General features: G+C 65.0%; 9 protein-coding genes. 7 read left to right on the top strand and 2 right to left on the bottom strand.

Annotated features, from left to right (window positions below; translation table 11 throughout):
• Window positions 1–66: 66 nt before the first annotated feature.
• Entirely contained in the window at window positions 67–639 is a 573-nt protein-coding gene (gene dcd, locus ABGA94_RS01990) for a dCTP deaminase (RefSeq protein ID WP_005418012.1), read from the bottom strand.
• A 78-nt stretch (window positions 640–717) separates the two neighbouring features.
• Window positions 718–1,572 carry an iron-sulfur cluster carrier protein ApbC gene (apbC, locus tag ABGA94_RS01985; protein ID WP_005418013.1) on the bottom strand — a complete coding sequence of 285 codons (855 nt, stop codon included), beginning with the start codon at window positions 1,570–1,572 and terminating at the stop codon, window positions 718–720.
• A gap of 214 nt (window positions 1,573–1,786) precedes the next feature.
• On the opposite strand from apbC, the gene ABGA94_RS01980 reads away from it, so the two are divergent.
• The 7 genes from ABGA94_RS01980 (at window position 1,787) to ABGA94_RS01950 (ending at window position 16,837) form a co-directional block, all read left to right on the top strand.
• Window positions 1,787–4,576, top strand: coding sequence for a TonB-dependent receptor domain-containing protein (locus ABGA94_RS01980; RefSeq protein WP_375366232.1), 2,790 nt, complete (start codon window positions 1,787–1,789; stop codon window positions 4,574–4,576).
• A gap of 385 nt (window positions 4,577–4,961) precedes the next feature.
• Complete coding sequence (locus ABGA94_RS01975) at window positions 4,962–7,937, top strand: TonB-dependent siderophore receptor (protein WP_005418015.1); 2,976 nt, start codon at window positions 4,962–4,964, stop codon at window positions 7,935–7,937.
• 94 nt (window positions 7,938–8,031) lie between these two features.
• A complete protein-coding gene (locus ABGA94_RS01970; protein WP_057495920.1) occupies window positions 8,032–10,059 on the top strand; it encodes a S9 family peptidase in 2,028 nt (675 codons plus the stop codon).
• Window positions 10,060–10,228: 169 nt separating this feature from the next.
• Window positions 10,229–12,331, top strand: a complete 2,103-nt coding sequence (locus tag ABGA94_RS01965) for a M13 family metallopeptidase (protein WP_262233193.1) — start codon at window positions 10,229–10,231, stop codon at window positions 12,329–12,331.
• A 220-nt stretch (window positions 12,332–12,551) separates the two neighbouring features.
• Entirely contained in the window at window positions 12,552–14,561 is a 2,010-nt protein-coding gene (locus ABGA94_RS01960; protein ID WP_375366231.1) for a M13 family metallopeptidase, read from the top strand.
• A gap of 123 nt (window positions 14,562–14,684) precedes the next feature.
• Window positions 14,685–15,179 carry a VOC family protein gene (locus tag ABGA94_RS01955; protein WP_188248522.1) on the top strand — a complete coding sequence of 165 codons (495 nt, stop codon included), beginning with the start codon at window positions 14,685–14,687 and terminating at the stop codon, window positions 15,177–15,179.
• Window positions 15,180–15,253: 74 nt separating this feature from the next.
• The gene (locus ABGA94_RS01950; protein ID WP_375366230.1) at window positions 15,254–16,837 is read left to right on the top strand and encodes a phytoene desaturase family protein; all 1,584 of its coding nucleotides are present in this window, start codon (window positions 15,254–15,256) and stop codon (window positions 16,835–16,837) included.
• Window positions 16,838–16,934: the final 97 nt, after the last annotated feature.

Genomic DNA, 16,934 nt, shown 5'->3' with positions numbered 1-16,934 from the left:
GAGCCATGCTCGGCTTCAATGCAGGGCAGCCGAGCATGGCTCGGCTCTACAGATCGCCTGCAATCGTCAGGTCCGCGGCAGGGTCACGCCGGTCTGGCCCTGGTACTTGCCGCCACGATCGCGGTACGACGTCTCGCAGATGTCATCGGCGGCCGCCTGGAAGAACAGCATCTGCGCCACGCCTTCGTTGGCGTAGATGCGCGCCGGCAGCGGCGTGGTGTTGCTGAATTCCAGGGTGACGTGGCCTTCCCATTCCGGCTCCAGCGGCGTCACGTTGACGATGATGCCGCAGCGCGCGTAGGTGCTCTTGCCCAGGCACACCACCAGGGTATCGCGCGGAATGCGGAAGTACTCCACGGTACGCGCCAGCGCGAAGCTGTTCGGCGGGATGATGCACTCATCGCCGACGATATCCACGAAGCTGCCCGGATCGAAGTGCTTGGGATCGACGATCGTCGAGTTGATGTTGGTGAACACCTTGAACTCGCGCGAGCAGCGCACGTCATAGCCATAGCTGGACGTGCCATAGCTGACGATGCGCTGGCCGTTGGCCTGCTTGACCTGCCCGGCCTCGAACGGCTCGATCATGCCGTGCTGCTCGGACATGCGGCGGATCCAACGGTCACTCTTGATGCTCATGCTTTGTCCTGGGGGTACGAGGGGGCGCGAGGATTCTAGCAGGGGGCCGGCCTGCGTCGGCGGCCCCTGCCCCGGCACTTACAGCAGCGAGGACAGGATCGGGATCGAGGCCCGCGGGCGCTTGCCGACTTCCTCGATCAGGCGCTGCGCGGCATGGCGGTAGGCCTGGGCCGGTGCCGAATCCGGCTGGGCCACGGTGATCGGCGTGCCTGCATCGCCCTGCTCGCGGATGCCGATCTGCAGCGGCAGCGACCCCAGCAGCGGCACGCCGTACTGCGCGGCCATGCGCTCGCCGCCACCCTCGCCGAACAGGTGCTCGATGTGCCCGCAGCTGCTGCACGTGTGCACCGCCATGTTCTCGACGATGCCCAGCACCGGCACCTCGACCTTCTCGAACATCTTCAGCGCCTTCTTCGCATCCAGCGTGGCGATGTCCTGCGGCGTGGTGACGATCACTGCACCGGCCAGCGGAATCTTCTGGGTCAGGGTCAGCTGGATGTCACCCGTGCCGGGCGGCAGGTCGATCAGCAGGAAATCCAGGTCGTCCCACAGGGTATCGTTGAACAGCTGGGTCATCGCCGAGGTGGCCATCGGGCCGCGCCAGATCATCGGGGTGTCTTCTTCGATCAGGTAGCCGATCGACATGGTGTCCACGCCGAACGCACGCAGCGGCTCGATGCTCTTGTTGTCCGGGCTTTCCGGGCGGCCGGACAGCCCCAGCATGGCCGGCACGCTGGGGCCGTAGATGTCGGCGTCGAGCACGCCCACCCGCGCACCGAGCTGCTGCAGCGCCACGGCCAGGTTCACCGAGGTGGTGGACTTGCCGACGCCGCCCTTGCCCGAACCGACCGCGATGACATTGCGGATGCGGGCATGCGGCGTAAGTCCCTTCTGGACCTGGCTGGCATGGGGACGGCGGGGAGAACTGTTCACAACGAGCACCGGCGGAGTCAGGGGGATAACCCAACATCATACAAGCTGGACGTAACCTGACTGAAATTCAGGATTGCGACGGATTCGTGCACAGATTGTTAAGTTCATGTTACGTTCGATCAGCACTGTTTTGAGCTGCGGAGCCCGCTGTTCCGGCCCGCGCGATGGCGCATGCGCAGTGCCGTTTTTGTTTTTTGCTCTCCATTGGAACTACATGAAACACGTCAGCAATACCGCACGTCGCAACACGCTCGCCGTCGCCCTGATTTCCGCTCTGATGGCCGCCGCCCCGGCAATGGCCCAGGACAAGGCGACCAACCTGGACAAGATCACCGTCACCGGTTCGCTGATCCCGCAGACCCAGGTCGAAACCCAGACCCCGGTGATGTCCATCACCGCCGAAGACATCCAGACCCGCGGCTTCAGCAGTGTGGCTGAAGTGCTGCAACGGTCATCGCTGACCACCGGCGGCCTGCAGGGTGGCCAGACCTCGGGTGCGTTCACCCAGGGCGCCGAAGCCGCCGGCATGTTCGGCCTGAATCCGGGCTACACCAAGTACCTGATCAACGGCCGCCCGATGCTCTCGTATCCGGCGCTGTACAACGGCAGCGAGTCGTTCAACAACATCAGCGGCATTCCGATCGACATCGTCGAGCGCATCGAAGTCCTGCCGGGCGGCCAGTCGTCGCTGTACGGCTCGGACGCGATCGCCGGCGTGGTCAACATCATCCTGAAGGAACGCATGGACGGCGGCACGATGTCGATCCGTGGCGGCACCTACACCGAAGGTGGTGGCAGCAACATCCGCTTCAGCGCCGCCAAGGGCTTCAACGCGTTCGACGACCGCTTCCACGCGCTGGTCAACGTGCAGATCGAAAACGGCAGCCCGATCTGGGGCTACCAGCGTGACATCACCAAGCAGAACAACCCGGTCGGTTACACCGCGCAGCTGCCGTCGAACGACTTTGCCGTCATCGGCAACGCCGACAACAAGCTGTACATGATGGACCCGACCCGCTGCGGCAACGTGGCAGGCCTGTACGACGGCACCACCACCGTCGGCAAGCGTGCATCGGGCGAATCCTGCGGCTCGGTGTACAGCGCCGGCTACAAGACCCTGAAGAACGGCAAGAACAGCGGCCAGTTCTACTCGTCGATGACCTTCGACGTGAACGACAACTTCCAGCTGTTCGCCGACGTGCTGTACAGCAAGGAAAAGACCGAGTTCACCTCCGGCTCCAGCGCCCTGTGGTGGGGCACCAAGTCGGTGATGGGCGGCTTCTACGACCAGGGCCTGGGCAAGGTCGTGAATCTGCAGCGCGCCTTCGCACCGGAAGAAATCGGCCCGGGCCACTACAACAACATCCTGAACTCCGATGAGAGCCGTTCCTACCAGGTCACCCTGGGCGGCAAGGGCATGGTCGGCGACTGGGACTACAGCGCCAGCTTCACCCGCGGCGAATACCGTCTGGACCAGAACCGCTTCGCGCGCTGGAAGGACAAGGTCGAAGGCTTCTTCGGCGACACCGTGCTGGGCCCGCGCCTGGGCACCACCGCTGATGGCTTCGGCATCTACAACCCGAACTACACCGCGTTCTACTCGCCGATCACCCCGGACCAGTTCGCCAGCTTCACCGGCTATGGCACCCACCGCAGCAAGACCTGGCAGAACCTGGGTCGCGTGCAGGTGACCAACGGTTCGCTGTTCTCCCTGCCGGGCGGCGACGCCGGCCTGGCCGTCGTGCTGGAAGGTGGCAGCGAAGGTTGGGACTACTCGCCCGACCAGGCCTTTGTCAATGGCAACGCCTGGGGCGCCACCGCCGTGGCCGGTGCCGGCCACCGCAGCAACTACGCGGTGACCAGCGAACTGCGCATGCCGGTGTTCGAATCGCTGACCATCAGCGCCTCGGGCCGCTACGACGCGTTCAAGATCGCCGACAAGACCGTGGACAAGGCCACCTACAGCCTGGGCCTGGAATACCGTCCGATCGAAAGCCTGCTGCTGCGCGGCAAGTACGGCACCGCGTTCCGCGCGCCGACCCTGTCCGATGCCTTCCAGGGCATGAGCGGCTCGTTCGCCTCCGGCCAGAACGACTACTACCGCTGCAGCCAGCTGGGTTACGCGCTGCGTGACGACGCCTGCTCGTTCTACAAGACCACCTCGGTGTACAGCGAAAAGTCCGGCAACCCGGACCTGAAGCCGATCACCGCCGACGTGTGGAGCGCAGGCGTGGTGTGGGCCCCGGTCAGCAACTTCTCGCTGTCGGTCGACTACTACAACTGGAAGATCAAGAACGAGGTCAAGACCCTGAGCACCGACCAGCTGCTGCTGGCCGAGTACCAGTGCCACAACGGCCTGCCGAACAACACCTCGGCCAGCTGCCAGAACGTGACCGACTGGGTGACCCGCGACGCCGGTGGCAACCTGACCCGCGTTTACACCCCGAAGCTCAACGTGGCCAGCCAGAACCTGGAAGCGGTGACCGTCGGTGCCAAGTACCAGCAGGACCTGGGCCGCTTCGGTTCGCTGATGTTCTCCGGCAACTACACCAACATGCTCAAGCGTGAAGTGGTGGCCCTGCCGGGTGCGCAGAAGCTGGACCTGCTGAGCGATCCGTACAACATGTGGTACTACGACAACTTCGCCAAGGTACGCGGCGACGTGTCGGTGGGCTGGGCCATCTCCAAGTTCACCACCACCGTGTACGCCAACTACGTCGGCAGCACCCCGAACTACCTGGCCTACACCGGCCGCAGCTACGACTACGTCCACTCCTCCGGCGCCAAGGCCGGCAAGTGGGGCTCGTACACCACGTACAACATGAGCCTGAACTACCAGGCACAGGACGATCTGACCCTGTCGCTGATGGTCAACAACGTGTTCAACAAGCTGCCGGAAGGCCAGCGCTACAACTACCCGGGCAACGAATCGACCCCGTTCAACGACGGCTTCTACAGCGTCTACGGCCGTCAGATCTCGGCCCAGGTCAAGTACGACTTCTGATCCCGTCGTATTCCGGACCGCGTGTCTGGACCAGGCCCCGCTTCGGCGGGGCCTTTTTTTTCCTACGATCAGGCCGAACCGTCCCATTCAGGAAAAAGTCACTTTCGAACGGAATGGTGACAATGCGATACAGATCAACCAGATACGTTGATTTCGACGCGCGTTCTCGCAGTCAGCGCCGCTGACGAATCACACCTCCATGACTGCATCATGAATGCTTGACAGCCTTGGTTAATGTGATGTTAATCTCGAGTCATCGGCACGTGAAGCCGGTACCAGCGCCGGGCGGCGGCACGCTGCCGACACTGGGCAAGGGACACACGGAGACGTCGACAAGGACCAGTCCCGGTGTACGACGCAATCATTCGATTCAAGGGGATTTCAGATGATCAATCGCAAGTCGCTCAGCAAGCATCCGCTGAGCTTCGCCCTCGCCTCTGCCGTGCTGCTCGCCGCAGCCGCCCCGGCGATCGCCCAGGACGCCTCCAGCACGACGCAGACTGAGGAAGCGCCCAAGTCGAAGGCCACCAACCTGGACACGGTGACCGTCACCGGTTCGCGCATCAGCCGCGACGTGTTCAACTCGGTTTCGCCGGTGCAGGTCGTCACCCGTGAAGAAACCACCCTGGCCGGCTTCAACTCGACCACCGCCGCCCTGCAGAGCACGGCGGTCACCGCCGGTGCGGCACAGATCAACAACGCCTACGGCGGCTACGTCACCGACGGCGGCCCGGGCGCCAACACCCTGGGCCTGCGCGGCCTCGGCCCGACCCGCACCCTGATCCTGCTCAACGGCCGCCGCGTATCGCCGGCCGGTACCCGCGGCTCGGTCGGCTCGACCGACCTGAACGTGCTGCCGAACTCGATCGTCGACCGCGTCGAGATCCTGAAGGACGGCGCCTCGTCCATCTACGGCTCCGACGCCGTGGCCGGCGTGATCAACATCATCACCAAGACCAAGGTCGACGGTGTCACCTTCGAAGCGCAGCACAACGCCACCGACGGTGGCGGCGGTGAAGAGCGCCGTTACTCGATCATGTTCGGTTCCACCGGCGAGCGCTCGCACTTCTCCGGTTCGTATGAGTACTACACCCGCAACGAACTGACCCTGGCCGACCGCAGTTGGGCAGGCGGCTGCCCGACCGACATGTACCGTGACATCGAGGCCGGCGACTCCTGGGGCAGCGGTGACTTCATCGATCCGCTGACCGGCAAGCCCAAGTGCTGGTCGCTCGATGCCGGCGGCACCACCCTGAACACCATCGGCACCAACACCCGTACCGGTGTGGCCGCTCCGGGCGGCGTCGGCACCCGCTTCAACCGCTGGCGCCCGAACGCGGCGATCACCACCGGCCTGGTCGGCTACGAAGGCGTGGACCTGAACACCCGCGACACCTTCGACCCGGCCATGCGCAACGAGTCGCTGATCTCGCCGACCAAGACCCACACCCTGTACTTCCAGGGCGGCTTCGACCTCAATGCACTGGGTGATGCCGAGCTGTACTACGAGTTCCTGGGCAACAAGCGCAAGTCGACCCAGACCGGTTACCGCCAGCTGACCCTGGACTACGCCGTGGGCAGCCCGCTGATCCCGGCCAACCTGCGTGACAGCGTAGCCGGCGCCCCGACCGACCAGACCAGCGGCAGGAACCTGGGCGTGCGTGCGTTCATCGGCTTCGGCAACGACACCAACAAGCAGAACGTCGACTTCCTGCGCTTCAATGCCGGCCTGCGTGGCCACCTGAGCTCGGAGTGGAACTATGACTTCAACGTCATGCACGCCCGCAGCGACGCCGACTACACCTTTGAAAGCTTCCTGACCAGCCGCCTGCGCCAGAGCCTGGACGTGGTCTCCAACGGTGCCGGTGGCTATGTCTGCCGCGACGCTTCCAACGGCTGCATCGCCGCGCCGGCGCTGAACACCAACACCATCGGCGGCAAGCTGCCGCAAGACTGGAAGGACTGGGTGTTCGTGCCGGTCACCGGCAACACGCTGTACAAGGAAACCACGGTCAACTTCAACGTCAACGGCCCGCTGTTCGACATGCCCTACGGCTCGGCCGGCGGCGCGTTCGGCGTCGAGTACCGCAAGGCACGGATCGACGACACCCCGTCGCCGTACTCGATCAATGCCGACCTGTACAACCTGACCAACGCCACCCCGACCCGCGGTTCGGACTCGGTGCTCGAGGCCTACGGCGAACTGGAGCTGCCGCTGCTGTCCGGCGTCACCGCTGCCGAGGAACTGACGGTCAACCTGTCCGGCCGCTACACCGACTACAAGTCCTACGGCTCGGATGAGACCTACAAGATCGGCGCGCTGTGGACGCCGGTGAAGTGGCTGTCGTTCCGTGCTTCGTACGGCACCTCCTACCGCGCACCGGCGCTGTTCGAACAGTTCCTGGGCGGCACCACCGGCTTCCTGAGCAGCAGTGCCGACCCCTGCAACGAGTATGGTGATCGCAACCCGAGCTCGCCGCGCTACCAGAACTGCGCATCGCTGGGCCTGGCACCGGACTACCTAGCCACCCAGGGCGTGACCGTGGTCACCCAGGGTGGTGCCGAGGCCGGCCTGGAAGCCGAAACCTCCAAGGCCAAGACCCTGGGCGTGGTGATCCAGCCAGAATTCGGCAGCGGCTTCGGTGACCTGTCCTTCGCCGCCGACTACTTCGACATCGAAGTGAAGAACGGCGTCGACAGCGCGGGCGGCGCGAACATCCTGTCGCGCTGCTATGACAGCGGCAGTGCCGACTTCTCCTCCGGTTCGGGTCTGTGCCGCCTGGTGGCCCGCAACCCGGTCAACAACCAGCTGGTGGTGACCAACGGCTTCATCAACCTGTCCACCGACAAGGTCCGTGGCCTGGACTTCACCACCCGCTATGTCCGCGAAATCGGCCCGGGCACCCTGCGCACCACGCTGCAGTTCACCCACTACCTGGAACAGGCCAGCAAGGTCTTCTCCGACGATCCGCTGGTGGACTACAACGGCATGCTGTCGCGTCCGGAAAACACCGCCTCGCTGGACCTGAGCTACAAGTGGAAGAACTGGCAGGTGCGTTATGGCCTGGACTGGATCGACAAGATGGACAGCTACGCGTACTACGAGGAGCGCAACCCGGGTGACTTCGATCCGGCTACCTCGGCGTACAAGCTGTACACCCCGAACTACTTCCTGCAGGCCATCTCGGTGAAGTATGAAGCGGATAAGTGGTCGGTCACCGGTGGCGTGCGCAACTTCGCCGACCGCAAGCCGCCGACCATCTCCCAGGGTGTCTACAGCACCGTCGGCAACGCGCTGTTGTACAGCGGCTTTGACTACTTCGGTCGCAGCTACTTCCTGAACATCACGCGTTCGTTCTGATCCTGCTCCCTGCAACCGCCGCCCTTCGGGGCGGCGGTTCCATTTCAGGCACTGCCTTTTCCACAGGCAGCTGCCACTGCATTCCGAGGTTGCAATGAAGCGAACCCTGTTGCTGGCGGCCCTGGCCAGTGTTTCCCCGTCCCTGCACGCCAAGCCCGAAGCTCCGACCATTGAGCAGATGGCGGCCTTCCCCGCCATCTCCAGCCTGTCGCTATCGCCGGATGGCCAGCACATCGCCGGCCTGCGCGCCAATGGCGAAGAGCGCGTGATCGTGGTGTGGCGCACCGATGCACTGGACAAGCCGCCAACGGTGATCGGCGCCAACCGCATGAAGTTCCAGAGCGTGTCGTTCATCAAGAACGGGCAGCTGGCGGTGGTGCTGTGGCAGCCCTACGACCTGCGCGCGGACCGGGTGACCAAGACCTTCGTCAGCAAGTTCTTCATCACCGACATCGAAGGCAAGCAATGGAAGGAGCCGATCACGCCTCCACGTGCCAGCAGCCGCAGCGAGGAGCTCGAGCAGGCCCTGGCCAACGCCACGGTACTGGACACCCTGCCCAACGATCCGGACCACATCCTGGTGGTCAACGGCAGTGGCAGCAGCTCCGGTGACGTCTACAAGGTCGACCTGCGCAACTTCACCTCGCAGCGCATCCAGAAGACCGAAGAGCGCGTGGCCGGCTACATCACCGACCTCGACAGCGAGCTGCGCGCACGCCTGCGCCAGGATGTCGACGGCACCGGTGCCTACGTCGCCACCGAGTTCCGGTCGCCCGCCACCGGTACCTGGGAAGAGCACTTTCGCTCCTATGTGAAGAACCGCGACGTCAACCAGGTGATCGGCTTTGCCGACGACCCGAACATCGCCTTCGTGCTCAGCAATGTCGGCCGCGACAAGGCGATCGTGTATGAGTACGACATCAGCGCGCGCAAGCAGAAGGAAGTGCTGTTCGAGCACAAGCTGTTCAACGCCGGTTCGATGCTGATCAACCGCTTCCGCAAGGGTGCGGTGCCGTTCGGCGAGATCATGGGCATCGGCTACGCCGGTCCGCGCGGTGACGACATGCAGTGGACCTCGCCGCGCATGAAGGCGCTGGACCAGGGCCTGCGCCAGGCCCTGGGCATCACCCAGGAACCGCTGGCGATGGTCGATACCGCCAACGGCCAGCGCTTCACCGCCAACTACGATACCGGCGTGAGCCTGCGCATCGTCGACTACACGGCGGACCTTTCCAACGTGCTGGTCGTTACCTCCGGGCCTTCCAATCCGCCCGAATACCACCTGCTGCACAACGGCAAGCTGACCCTGCTGGCGAAGACCTACCCGCAGATCCAGCCTGCCGCGCTGGGCCAGACCCGGCTGGTCTACTACAAGGCACGCGACGGGCTGGACATTCCTGCATTCCTCACCACGCCCAGCACCGAGCTGTGCGGCGCCGGCCCCTGGAAGGCGGTCGTGCATCCGCACGGCGGGCCCTGGGCGCGCGATGGCATGGACTTCGATGGCTCGATGTGGGTCCCGCTGATGGCATCGCGCTGCATGGCGGTGCTGCGCCCGCAGTTCCGTGGCTCGGCCGACTGGGGCCGCAAGCTGTGGATGGCCGGTGACGCCGAGTGGGGCCAGAAGATGCAGGATGACAAGGACGACGGCGCGCAGTGGATGATCGACCAGAAGATCGCCCGCCCCGGCCACATCGCCATGTTCGGCTTCTCCTATGGCGGCTATTCGGCGTTTGCGGCCTCGGTCCGCCCCAACGGACTGTACAAATGCGCCATTGCCGGCGCCGGCGTCTCGGATATCAAGAAGATCTGGTCGCGCTTCTATACCAACCCATTCTTCCGCCAGGCCCAGGCCCCCACGGTGGCCGGCCTGAACCCGGTGGACAAGGCCGGCGAGATGAAGATCCCGTTGATGGTCTACCACGGCGATCGCGACCGCACGGTGCCGATCGAACAGTCGGAGTGGTTCGTGAACAAGGCGAAAGGTTCCGGCCAGCCGGTCGAGTTCCACGCCATCGCCGACTACGCCCACGGGCCGGCCTGGACGCGCCGCATCATGGCCGACCAGTTGCAGCTGATAGACGACTACCTGGGCAAAGGCTGCGGCGGCGGCGGCCTGTAAGCGTTACCGGCCTACAGCAGGGGCGCCCGGCGGGCGCCCTTGCACGTTCTGGCCCTTGCGCAGGGACATGACCTTCGACACCCTTGCAGGTCTGGCCAGCGGCGTATCGTTCGGCCCACGGTCGCACCTGCGGCCACTCCCTGACTCACTCGGCCTGGAGGCCATTCAAGTGACCCGTACTCCCAAGATCGTGCTGCTGACCCTGGCCGTTTCGGCCGCGCTGGTCGGCTGCGGCAAGACTGAAACCCCGGCCAAGGACGCCGCCGCCTCCGCCCCGGCCACCGCCGAAGCCACCACCTATAAGCTGGACGAGAGCAAGCTGCCGGCCTACAACGCCTTCCAGCCGAGCGACCTGGACACTACCAAGGACGCCTGCACCGCCTTTGGCGACTACGTCAACAGCAAGTGGCTGGCCGCCAACGAAATCCCGGGCGACCGCACCAGCTGGGGCGCGTTCACCATCCTCGACGAGCGTTCGGTGGCCGTGCAGCACCAGCTGGCCGAACAGGTCGCGCAGGTCAAGAATCCGAACCACATCGAGAAGATCGTCGGCGACCTGTGGGCCACCGGCATGGACGAAGCCAAGATCAACGCACAGGGCATCGAGCCGCTGAAGGCCGACCTGGCGGCGATCGACGCCCTGCAGGACAAGGCGGCGATCGCCAACTACCTGCGCACCAGCGCCGCCAAGGGTGACAACGTCCTGTTCGGCTTCGGTGCCGAAGCGGACTTCAAGAACTCGGCCATGAACATGGCCTACGCCAGCCAGGGCGGCCTGGGCCTGCCGGATACCACCTATTACACCGATGCCAAGAACGCCGACAAGCTGAAGGCCTACCAGGCGCACGTGGCCAAGGTGCTGGAGCTGTCCGGCGTCGCCGCGGCCGACGCGGCCAAGCAGGCCGAGGACGTGGTCAAGTTCGAAACCCGGCTGGCCAAGGCCTCCAAGTCGCGCGTCGAACTGTCGCGCAACGTCGAGCTGTACTACAACCCGGTCACCCTGGCCGACGCCGACAAGCTGACCCCGAACTTCAGCTGGACCGAGTTCTTCAAGTCGCAGGGCGTTGCCGCGCCGGAGAAGTTCTCGCTGGCCATGCCGGCGTTCCATGAAGAAGTGAGCAAGGCACTGGGTGATACCGACCCGTCGGTGTGGCGCGCCTACCTGCGCTTCCACACCGTGGACAGCGCCTCGCCGTACCTGGCTGACGCCTTCGTGCAGGAGAACTACGAGTTCTACGGCAAGACCCTCAACGGCCAGAAGGAACAGAAGCCGCGCTGGAAGCGCGTGCTGGGCACCATCGAGAACGATGCCGGTGAAGCCTTCGGCCAGCTGTACGTGAAGGTTGCCTTCTCGCCGGAAGCCAAGGCGAAGATGGAAGAGCTGGTGAAGAACCTGGCCGCCGCGCTGAAGGACCGCATCCAGGGCCTGAGCTGGATGAGCGAGGAAACCAAGGCCAAGGCCATCGCCAAGTGGGAGACCTTCACCCCGAAGATCGGTTACCCGGACAAGTGGCGCGACTGGTCGGGCCTGCAGACCCAGCGCGACAGCTTCCTGGGCAACGTGCGCGCGGCCAACGAGTTCAACTACAAGTTCAACCTGTCCAAGATCGGCAAGCCGGTGGACAAGACCGAGTGGGGCATGACCCCGCAGACCGTCAACGCCTACTACAACCCGCTGCAGAACGAGATCGTGTTCCCGGCCGCCATCCTGCAGCCGCCGTTCTTCGATCCGAAGGCCGACGATGCGCTGAACTACGGCGGCATCGGTGCGGTGATCGGCCATGAAATGACCCACGGTTACGACGACCAGGGTGCACGCTTCGGGCCGACCGGCAACATGGAAGACTGGTGGACCCCGGCCGACAAGAAGAACTTCGAAGGCCTGACCGGCAAGCTGGTCAAGCAGTTCGACCAGTACAAGGTCGACGGCCAGGCGGTGAACGGCCACCTGACCCTGGGCGAGAACATCGCCGACCTGGGCGGCCTGGCCACCGCCTACGACGCGCTGCAGAAGGCCACCGCCGGCAAGGAAGATGCGAAGGTCGATGGCTTCACCCGAGACCAGCGCTTCTTCTTCAATTGGGCCACCGTGTGGCGCACCAAGTACACCCCGGAAAACGCCAAGGTCCGCCTGGCCACCGACCCGCACGCCCCGGCGCAGTTCCGTGCCATGGGTGCGCCGTCGAACCTGCCGACCTTCGCCGCCGCGTTCCAGTGCAAGGCCGGTTCGCCGATGGCCCGCAGCGGCGAGCAGCAGGTGGTGATCTGGTAAGTCCTGGCTGACGCTGTTGCAGACCTGCAAAGGCCCGGGAATTCCCGGGCCTTTGTTTTCCGGGTGTCTTTCATCCACGCATGGCGTGGATCTACTGATCCCGGCGCTCCCCGGTAGCTGCCGACCTTGGTCGGCGAATGCACCGCGACGCGTGCATGCCGCGCCCATGCCCGGCTTGCTATAGTGCGCGCGCCCTCAATCCATCACGGATTCGTTCCACATGCCCAACTTCCGTCCGCTTGCCATCGCCCTGGGCATCAGCCTGGCGACTCTGGTCCCGACCCACGATGCGTTTGCCGCCGCCAAGAAGAAGGCCGCACGCGCCCCGGCCGTCAGCGCCCAGTGCAGCGACTTCTACGACGCCACCAATGCAGGCTGGCTGAAGGCCAACCCGGTGCCGCAGACCGGTGCCACTACCGCGCTCGGCCAGCTGGTCGACCGCAGCCGCCAGCAGCAGCGCGACCTGCTCGACGCCGCGATGAAGTCGCCGCAGGGCAATGTGCAGAAGCTGCTGGGTGACTTCTGGGCCAGTGGCCTTGACGAAGCCGCCGTGGAGGCGGACGGTTCCAATCCGATCGCCCCGCTGCTGACCCGCATCAACGCCATCAAGAAGGCCAAGGATGTGCCGGCGTCGATCGCCGCGCTGCATCAGGTGGGCATCCCGGTCGCCTTCAACTTCGGCCCCGACGTCGACCTGAAGGCACTGGACCGCCACATCGGTTACTTCATGCAGGGCGGCATGGGCCTGCCGGATCCTGCGTTCTATACCCGCACCGACGCCGACACCGTGGCGCTGATGGGCCGCTACCGCAACTACGTCAAGCAGATCCTGGCGCTGACCGGCACCCCGGCGGCCAAGCTGGATGCCGAATCGCAGGCGGTGATCGCGCTGGAGACCGAGCTGGCGCGCAACGCGCAGTCGCTGGCCGGCATCAACAACCCGTTCAACAACTACGCGCCGATCTCCACCAAGGAGCTCAACAGCCGCTACCGCAATCTGCAGCTGGACGCTTTCCTGAAGGCACAGGGCGTGGATGACGACCTGGTCTCGCTGGCCGATCCGGGGCTGTTCAAGCAGCTCGATGGCATGGTCACCAAGCTCAAGCCGGACCAGTGGAAGGCCTACCTGCGCTGGCGCGTGGGCGATTCGATGGCGCCGTACCTGTCCAAGGCCTACCGCGACGCCGAGTTCGAATTCCGTGGCCGCGTGCTGCGCGGCGAAACCCTGCCACCGCAGCGCTGGGAAAGCGTGCTCGATGCGATCAACGTGGCCGCCGGCCCGATGGTCGGCCGCGAATATGCCGCGCGCCACCTGTCCGCCGAAGATCGTCGCCAGGCGGCGTGGATCGTCGACAAGCTGCGCGAAGTGCAGATCGAAGCGGTCAAGAACAACAGCTGGATGAGCGCCGAAGCCAAGGCTGAAGCGCAAGCCAAGCTGGCTGCGCTGAAGATCGAGATCGGCACGCCGCTGCGCGACCTGGACTACAGCGTGCAGCCGATGGGGCGCGGCTCGTTTGGTGGCAACATGCTGATTGCTTCGACCTGGCGCCACCGCGAGGAAATGAAGCGCATCGGCAAGGGCAATGCCGACCGTCGCTGGGACGTGCTGCCGCAGCAGCCGTCGCTGGCCTACGACCTGGCGCAGAACCGCCTGATCGTCACCGCCGCGATCCTGCAGGGCCCGGTGTTCAACGCCAAGGCCGACGCCGCCGACAAGTTCGGCAGCTTCGGTGGCCTGGTCGGCCATGAGCTGACCCGTGCGATCGATGCCAAGGGCGCGCTGGTCGATGCCAAGGGTGAGCTGCGCAGCTGGTGGACCCCGGCCGACAAGACCGCCTGGACCCTGCTCGGCAATCGCGTGGCCGCGCAGTACAGCGCCTACGACTTCCCGGGCGTAAAGGGTGCCAAGGTCAACGGCACGCTCACCCAGGAAGAAAACCTGGCCGACATCGCCGGCCTGGAACTGGCATGGGCGGCGTATGCCGCGCAGGAGCCCAAGGCCAAGCAGGCACAGCAGCAGGGCTTCTTCCGCGCCTGGTCGACGCTGTGGGCACAGCAGCTGTCGCCGAACGAGGCCGCACGCCGCCTGACCGCCGACATCCGCGCACCGGGCCTGTGGCGCAGCAACGGCACGCTGGCCAACCTGCCGGCGTTCGGTGCCACCTTCAGTTGCAAGGCCGGGCAGCCGATGCAGCGCAGCGAAGCCGACCAGATCAAGGTCTGGCGCTGAGCCCGCTGCCGCACTGGTAGTGCAAAGGGCGCCTTCGGGCGCCCTTTTTTTGCGGGTGCAGCACGATCCCGGGTTAACACCGGGCGTGCTATCGCTGCGGCTTCGTCCAACGTGGAGCCGGACATGGCACACAAGAACACGATCTGCCTCTGGTACGACAACGGCGCACTCGAGGCCGCCACCTTCTATGCCAGCCTCCTGCCCGACAGCGCGGTGACTGCGGTGCATCACGCACCCGGCGACTACCCCGACGGCAAGGAAGGCAACGTACTGACGGTCGAATTCACGGTCTGCGGCATCCCCTGCGTCGGCCTCAACGGCGGCACCGCGTTCAAGCACAGCGAAGCCTTCTCCTTCCAGATCCAGACCGAGGACCAGGCCGAGACTGACCGCTTGTGGGACGCCATCGTCAGCAACGGCGGACAGGAGAGCCAGTGCGGTTGGTGCAGGGACCGATGGGGCATTTCCTGGCAGATCAGCCCACGCATGTTGATCGAAGCGGTGACCAGCCAGGACAAGGCACTGGCCAAGCGCGCCTTCAATGCGATGATGCCGATGAAGAAGATCGACATCGCCACCATCGAAGCGGCAATCAAAAAAGGGGACGGAGGGGATTAAGTCGTTTCTTCCCCCCTGTGCGCAGATGCGGATTGCGACTTAATTCCCTCCGTCCCCTTTTCTCCGAGGTGCTGATGTCCTGGGATGCGATCATCATCGGTGGCGGCCACAACGGCCTGGTCTGCGCGGCCTATCTCGCACGCGCTGGCAAGAAGGTGCTGGTGCTGGAACGTCGTGGCGTTCTCGGCGGCGCGGCGGTCACCGAGGAATTCCACCCCGGGTTCCGCAACTCGGTGGCGTCCTACACGGTGTCATTGCTGCAGCCGAAGGTGATCGACGACCTGCAGCTGCATGCGCATGGGCTGCGCATCATCAATCGCCCGGCCAACAACTTCCTGCCATTGCCGGACGGCCGCTACCTGCTGTCCGCACCGGGCCGCACCCAGGCCGAGCTCGCGAAGTTTTCCGAGCGGGATGCGCAGCGGCTACCCGAATACGAAGCGCGCCTGGAGATCTTCGCTGATGTGCTGCGCGCCTGGGCCCTGCGCGCGCCCCCGGACTTGGGCGTGGCGGGTGGTTGGCGTGCGCTGCCCGCACTATGGCAGATGGGGAAGCTCGGCCGCGAACTGGCAACGCTGGACGCGCCGCGTCGCCAGGAACTGCTGGACCTGTTCACGCTGTCGGCCGCCGAGTACCTGGACCGCTGGTTCGAAAGCGAGCCGATCAAGGCGCTGTTCGGCTTCGATGGCATCGTCGGCAACTACGCAAGCCCCTATACACCGGGCAGTGCCTACGTACTGCTGCACCACGTGTTCGGCCAGTGCAATGGCATGAAAGGTGCGTGGGGCCATGCGATCGGTGGCATGGGCGCGATCAGCCAGGCCATCGCCACTGCCGCGCGGGAGGCCGGGGCTGAGCTGCGCGTGGATGCCGGTGTGCAACGCCTGCTGATCGAGCAGGGTCGTGTCGTGGGCGTGGCGCTGGCCAACGGCGAAATCCTGCGCGCACGCGCGATGATCGCCAACGTCAATCCAAAGCTGCTGTACGAGCAGATGCTGGCACCGGAGCAGGTACCGGACGCAACGCGCGAACGCATGGCGAACTGGCGCTGCGGTTCGGGCACGTTCCGGATGAATGTCGCGCTGTCGCAGCTGCCGGACTTCCGCGCTCTGCCCGGTCCCGGCGATCACCTCAGCGTCGGGATCATCATGGCCCCCAGCCTGGATTACATGGACCGTGCCTGGCTGGATGCGCGTCGCAATGGCTGGTCACGCGAACCGATCGTGGAAATGCTCATTCCCAGCACGCTGGACGATTCGCTGGCGCCGCCCGGGCAGCATGTGGCCAGCCTGTTCTGCCAGCACGTGGCGCCCGTGCTTCCCGGTGGGCGTCACTGGGATGATCATCGTGAAACGGTGGCCGATCTGATGATCGCCACCGTTGAACGGTATGCGCCGGGTTTCGCTGGCAGCGTACTGGGCCGCCAGGTGCTGTCACCGCTGGATCTGGAGCGCACCTTCGGCTTGATCGGCGGCGACATCTTCCACGGAGCGCTCAGTGCCAACCAGTTGTTCTCGGCACGGCCGATGGTTGGCCAGGCTGGCTATCGTGGTGCCCTGCCCGGCCTGTATCTGTGCGGGTCGGGAACACATCCCGGGGGCGGCGTGACCGGCGCGCCAGGTCACAATGCGGCGCAGGTGGTGTTGCAGGATCTCTGAAGGCGTGCCACCCAAGGTTGGCACCTACCCCGCGTGGGAGAAGGCGTGCCGACCAACGGTCGGCACCTACAGCGTCAAATGATCCTTCGGATCATTT

Source organism: Stenotrophomonas sp. 3diitr2024, from assembly GCF_042136455.1.
GTDB classification, from domain to species: domain Bacteria; phylum Pseudomonadota; class Gammaproteobacteria; order Xanthomonadales; family Xanthomonadaceae; genus Stenotrophomonas; species Stenotrophomonas sepilia.
Note: the sequence above shows the minus strand (reverse complement) of the source record. Positions and strands in the feature narration are given on the sequence as shown.

What these genes read in the sequence shown, in the direction of transcription:
- dcd (WP_005418012.1), bottom strand. Translation starts at nt 639, where the DNA reads ATGAGCATCAAGAGTGACCGTTGGATCCGCCGCATGTCCGAGCAGCAC.
- ABGA94_RS01980 (WP_375366232.1), top strand. Translation starts at nt 1,787, where the DNA reads ATGAAACACGTCAGCAATACCGCACGTCGCAACACGCTCGCCGTCGCC.
- ABGA94_RS01975 (WP_005418015.1), top strand. Translation starts at nt 4,962, where the DNA reads ATGATCAATCGCAAGTCGCTCAGCAAGCATCCGCTGAGCTTCGCCCTC.
- ABGA94_RS01970 (WP_057495920.1), top strand. Translation starts at nt 8,032, where the DNA reads ATGAAGCGAACCCTGTTGCTGGCGGCCCTGGCCAGTGTTTCCCCGTCC.
- ABGA94_RS01960 (WP_375366231.1), top strand. Translation starts at nt 12,552, where the DNA reads ATGCCCAACTTCCGTCCGCTTGCCATCGCCCTGGGCATCAGCCTGGCG.
- ABGA94_RS01955 (WP_188248522.1), top strand. Translation starts at nt 14,685, where the DNA reads ATGGCACACAAGAACACGATCTGCCTCTGGTACGACAACGGCGCACTC.
- ABGA94_RS01950 (WP_375366230.1), top strand. Translation starts at nt 15,254, where the DNA reads ATGTCCTGGGATGCGATCATCATCGGTGGCGGCCACAACGGCCTGGTC.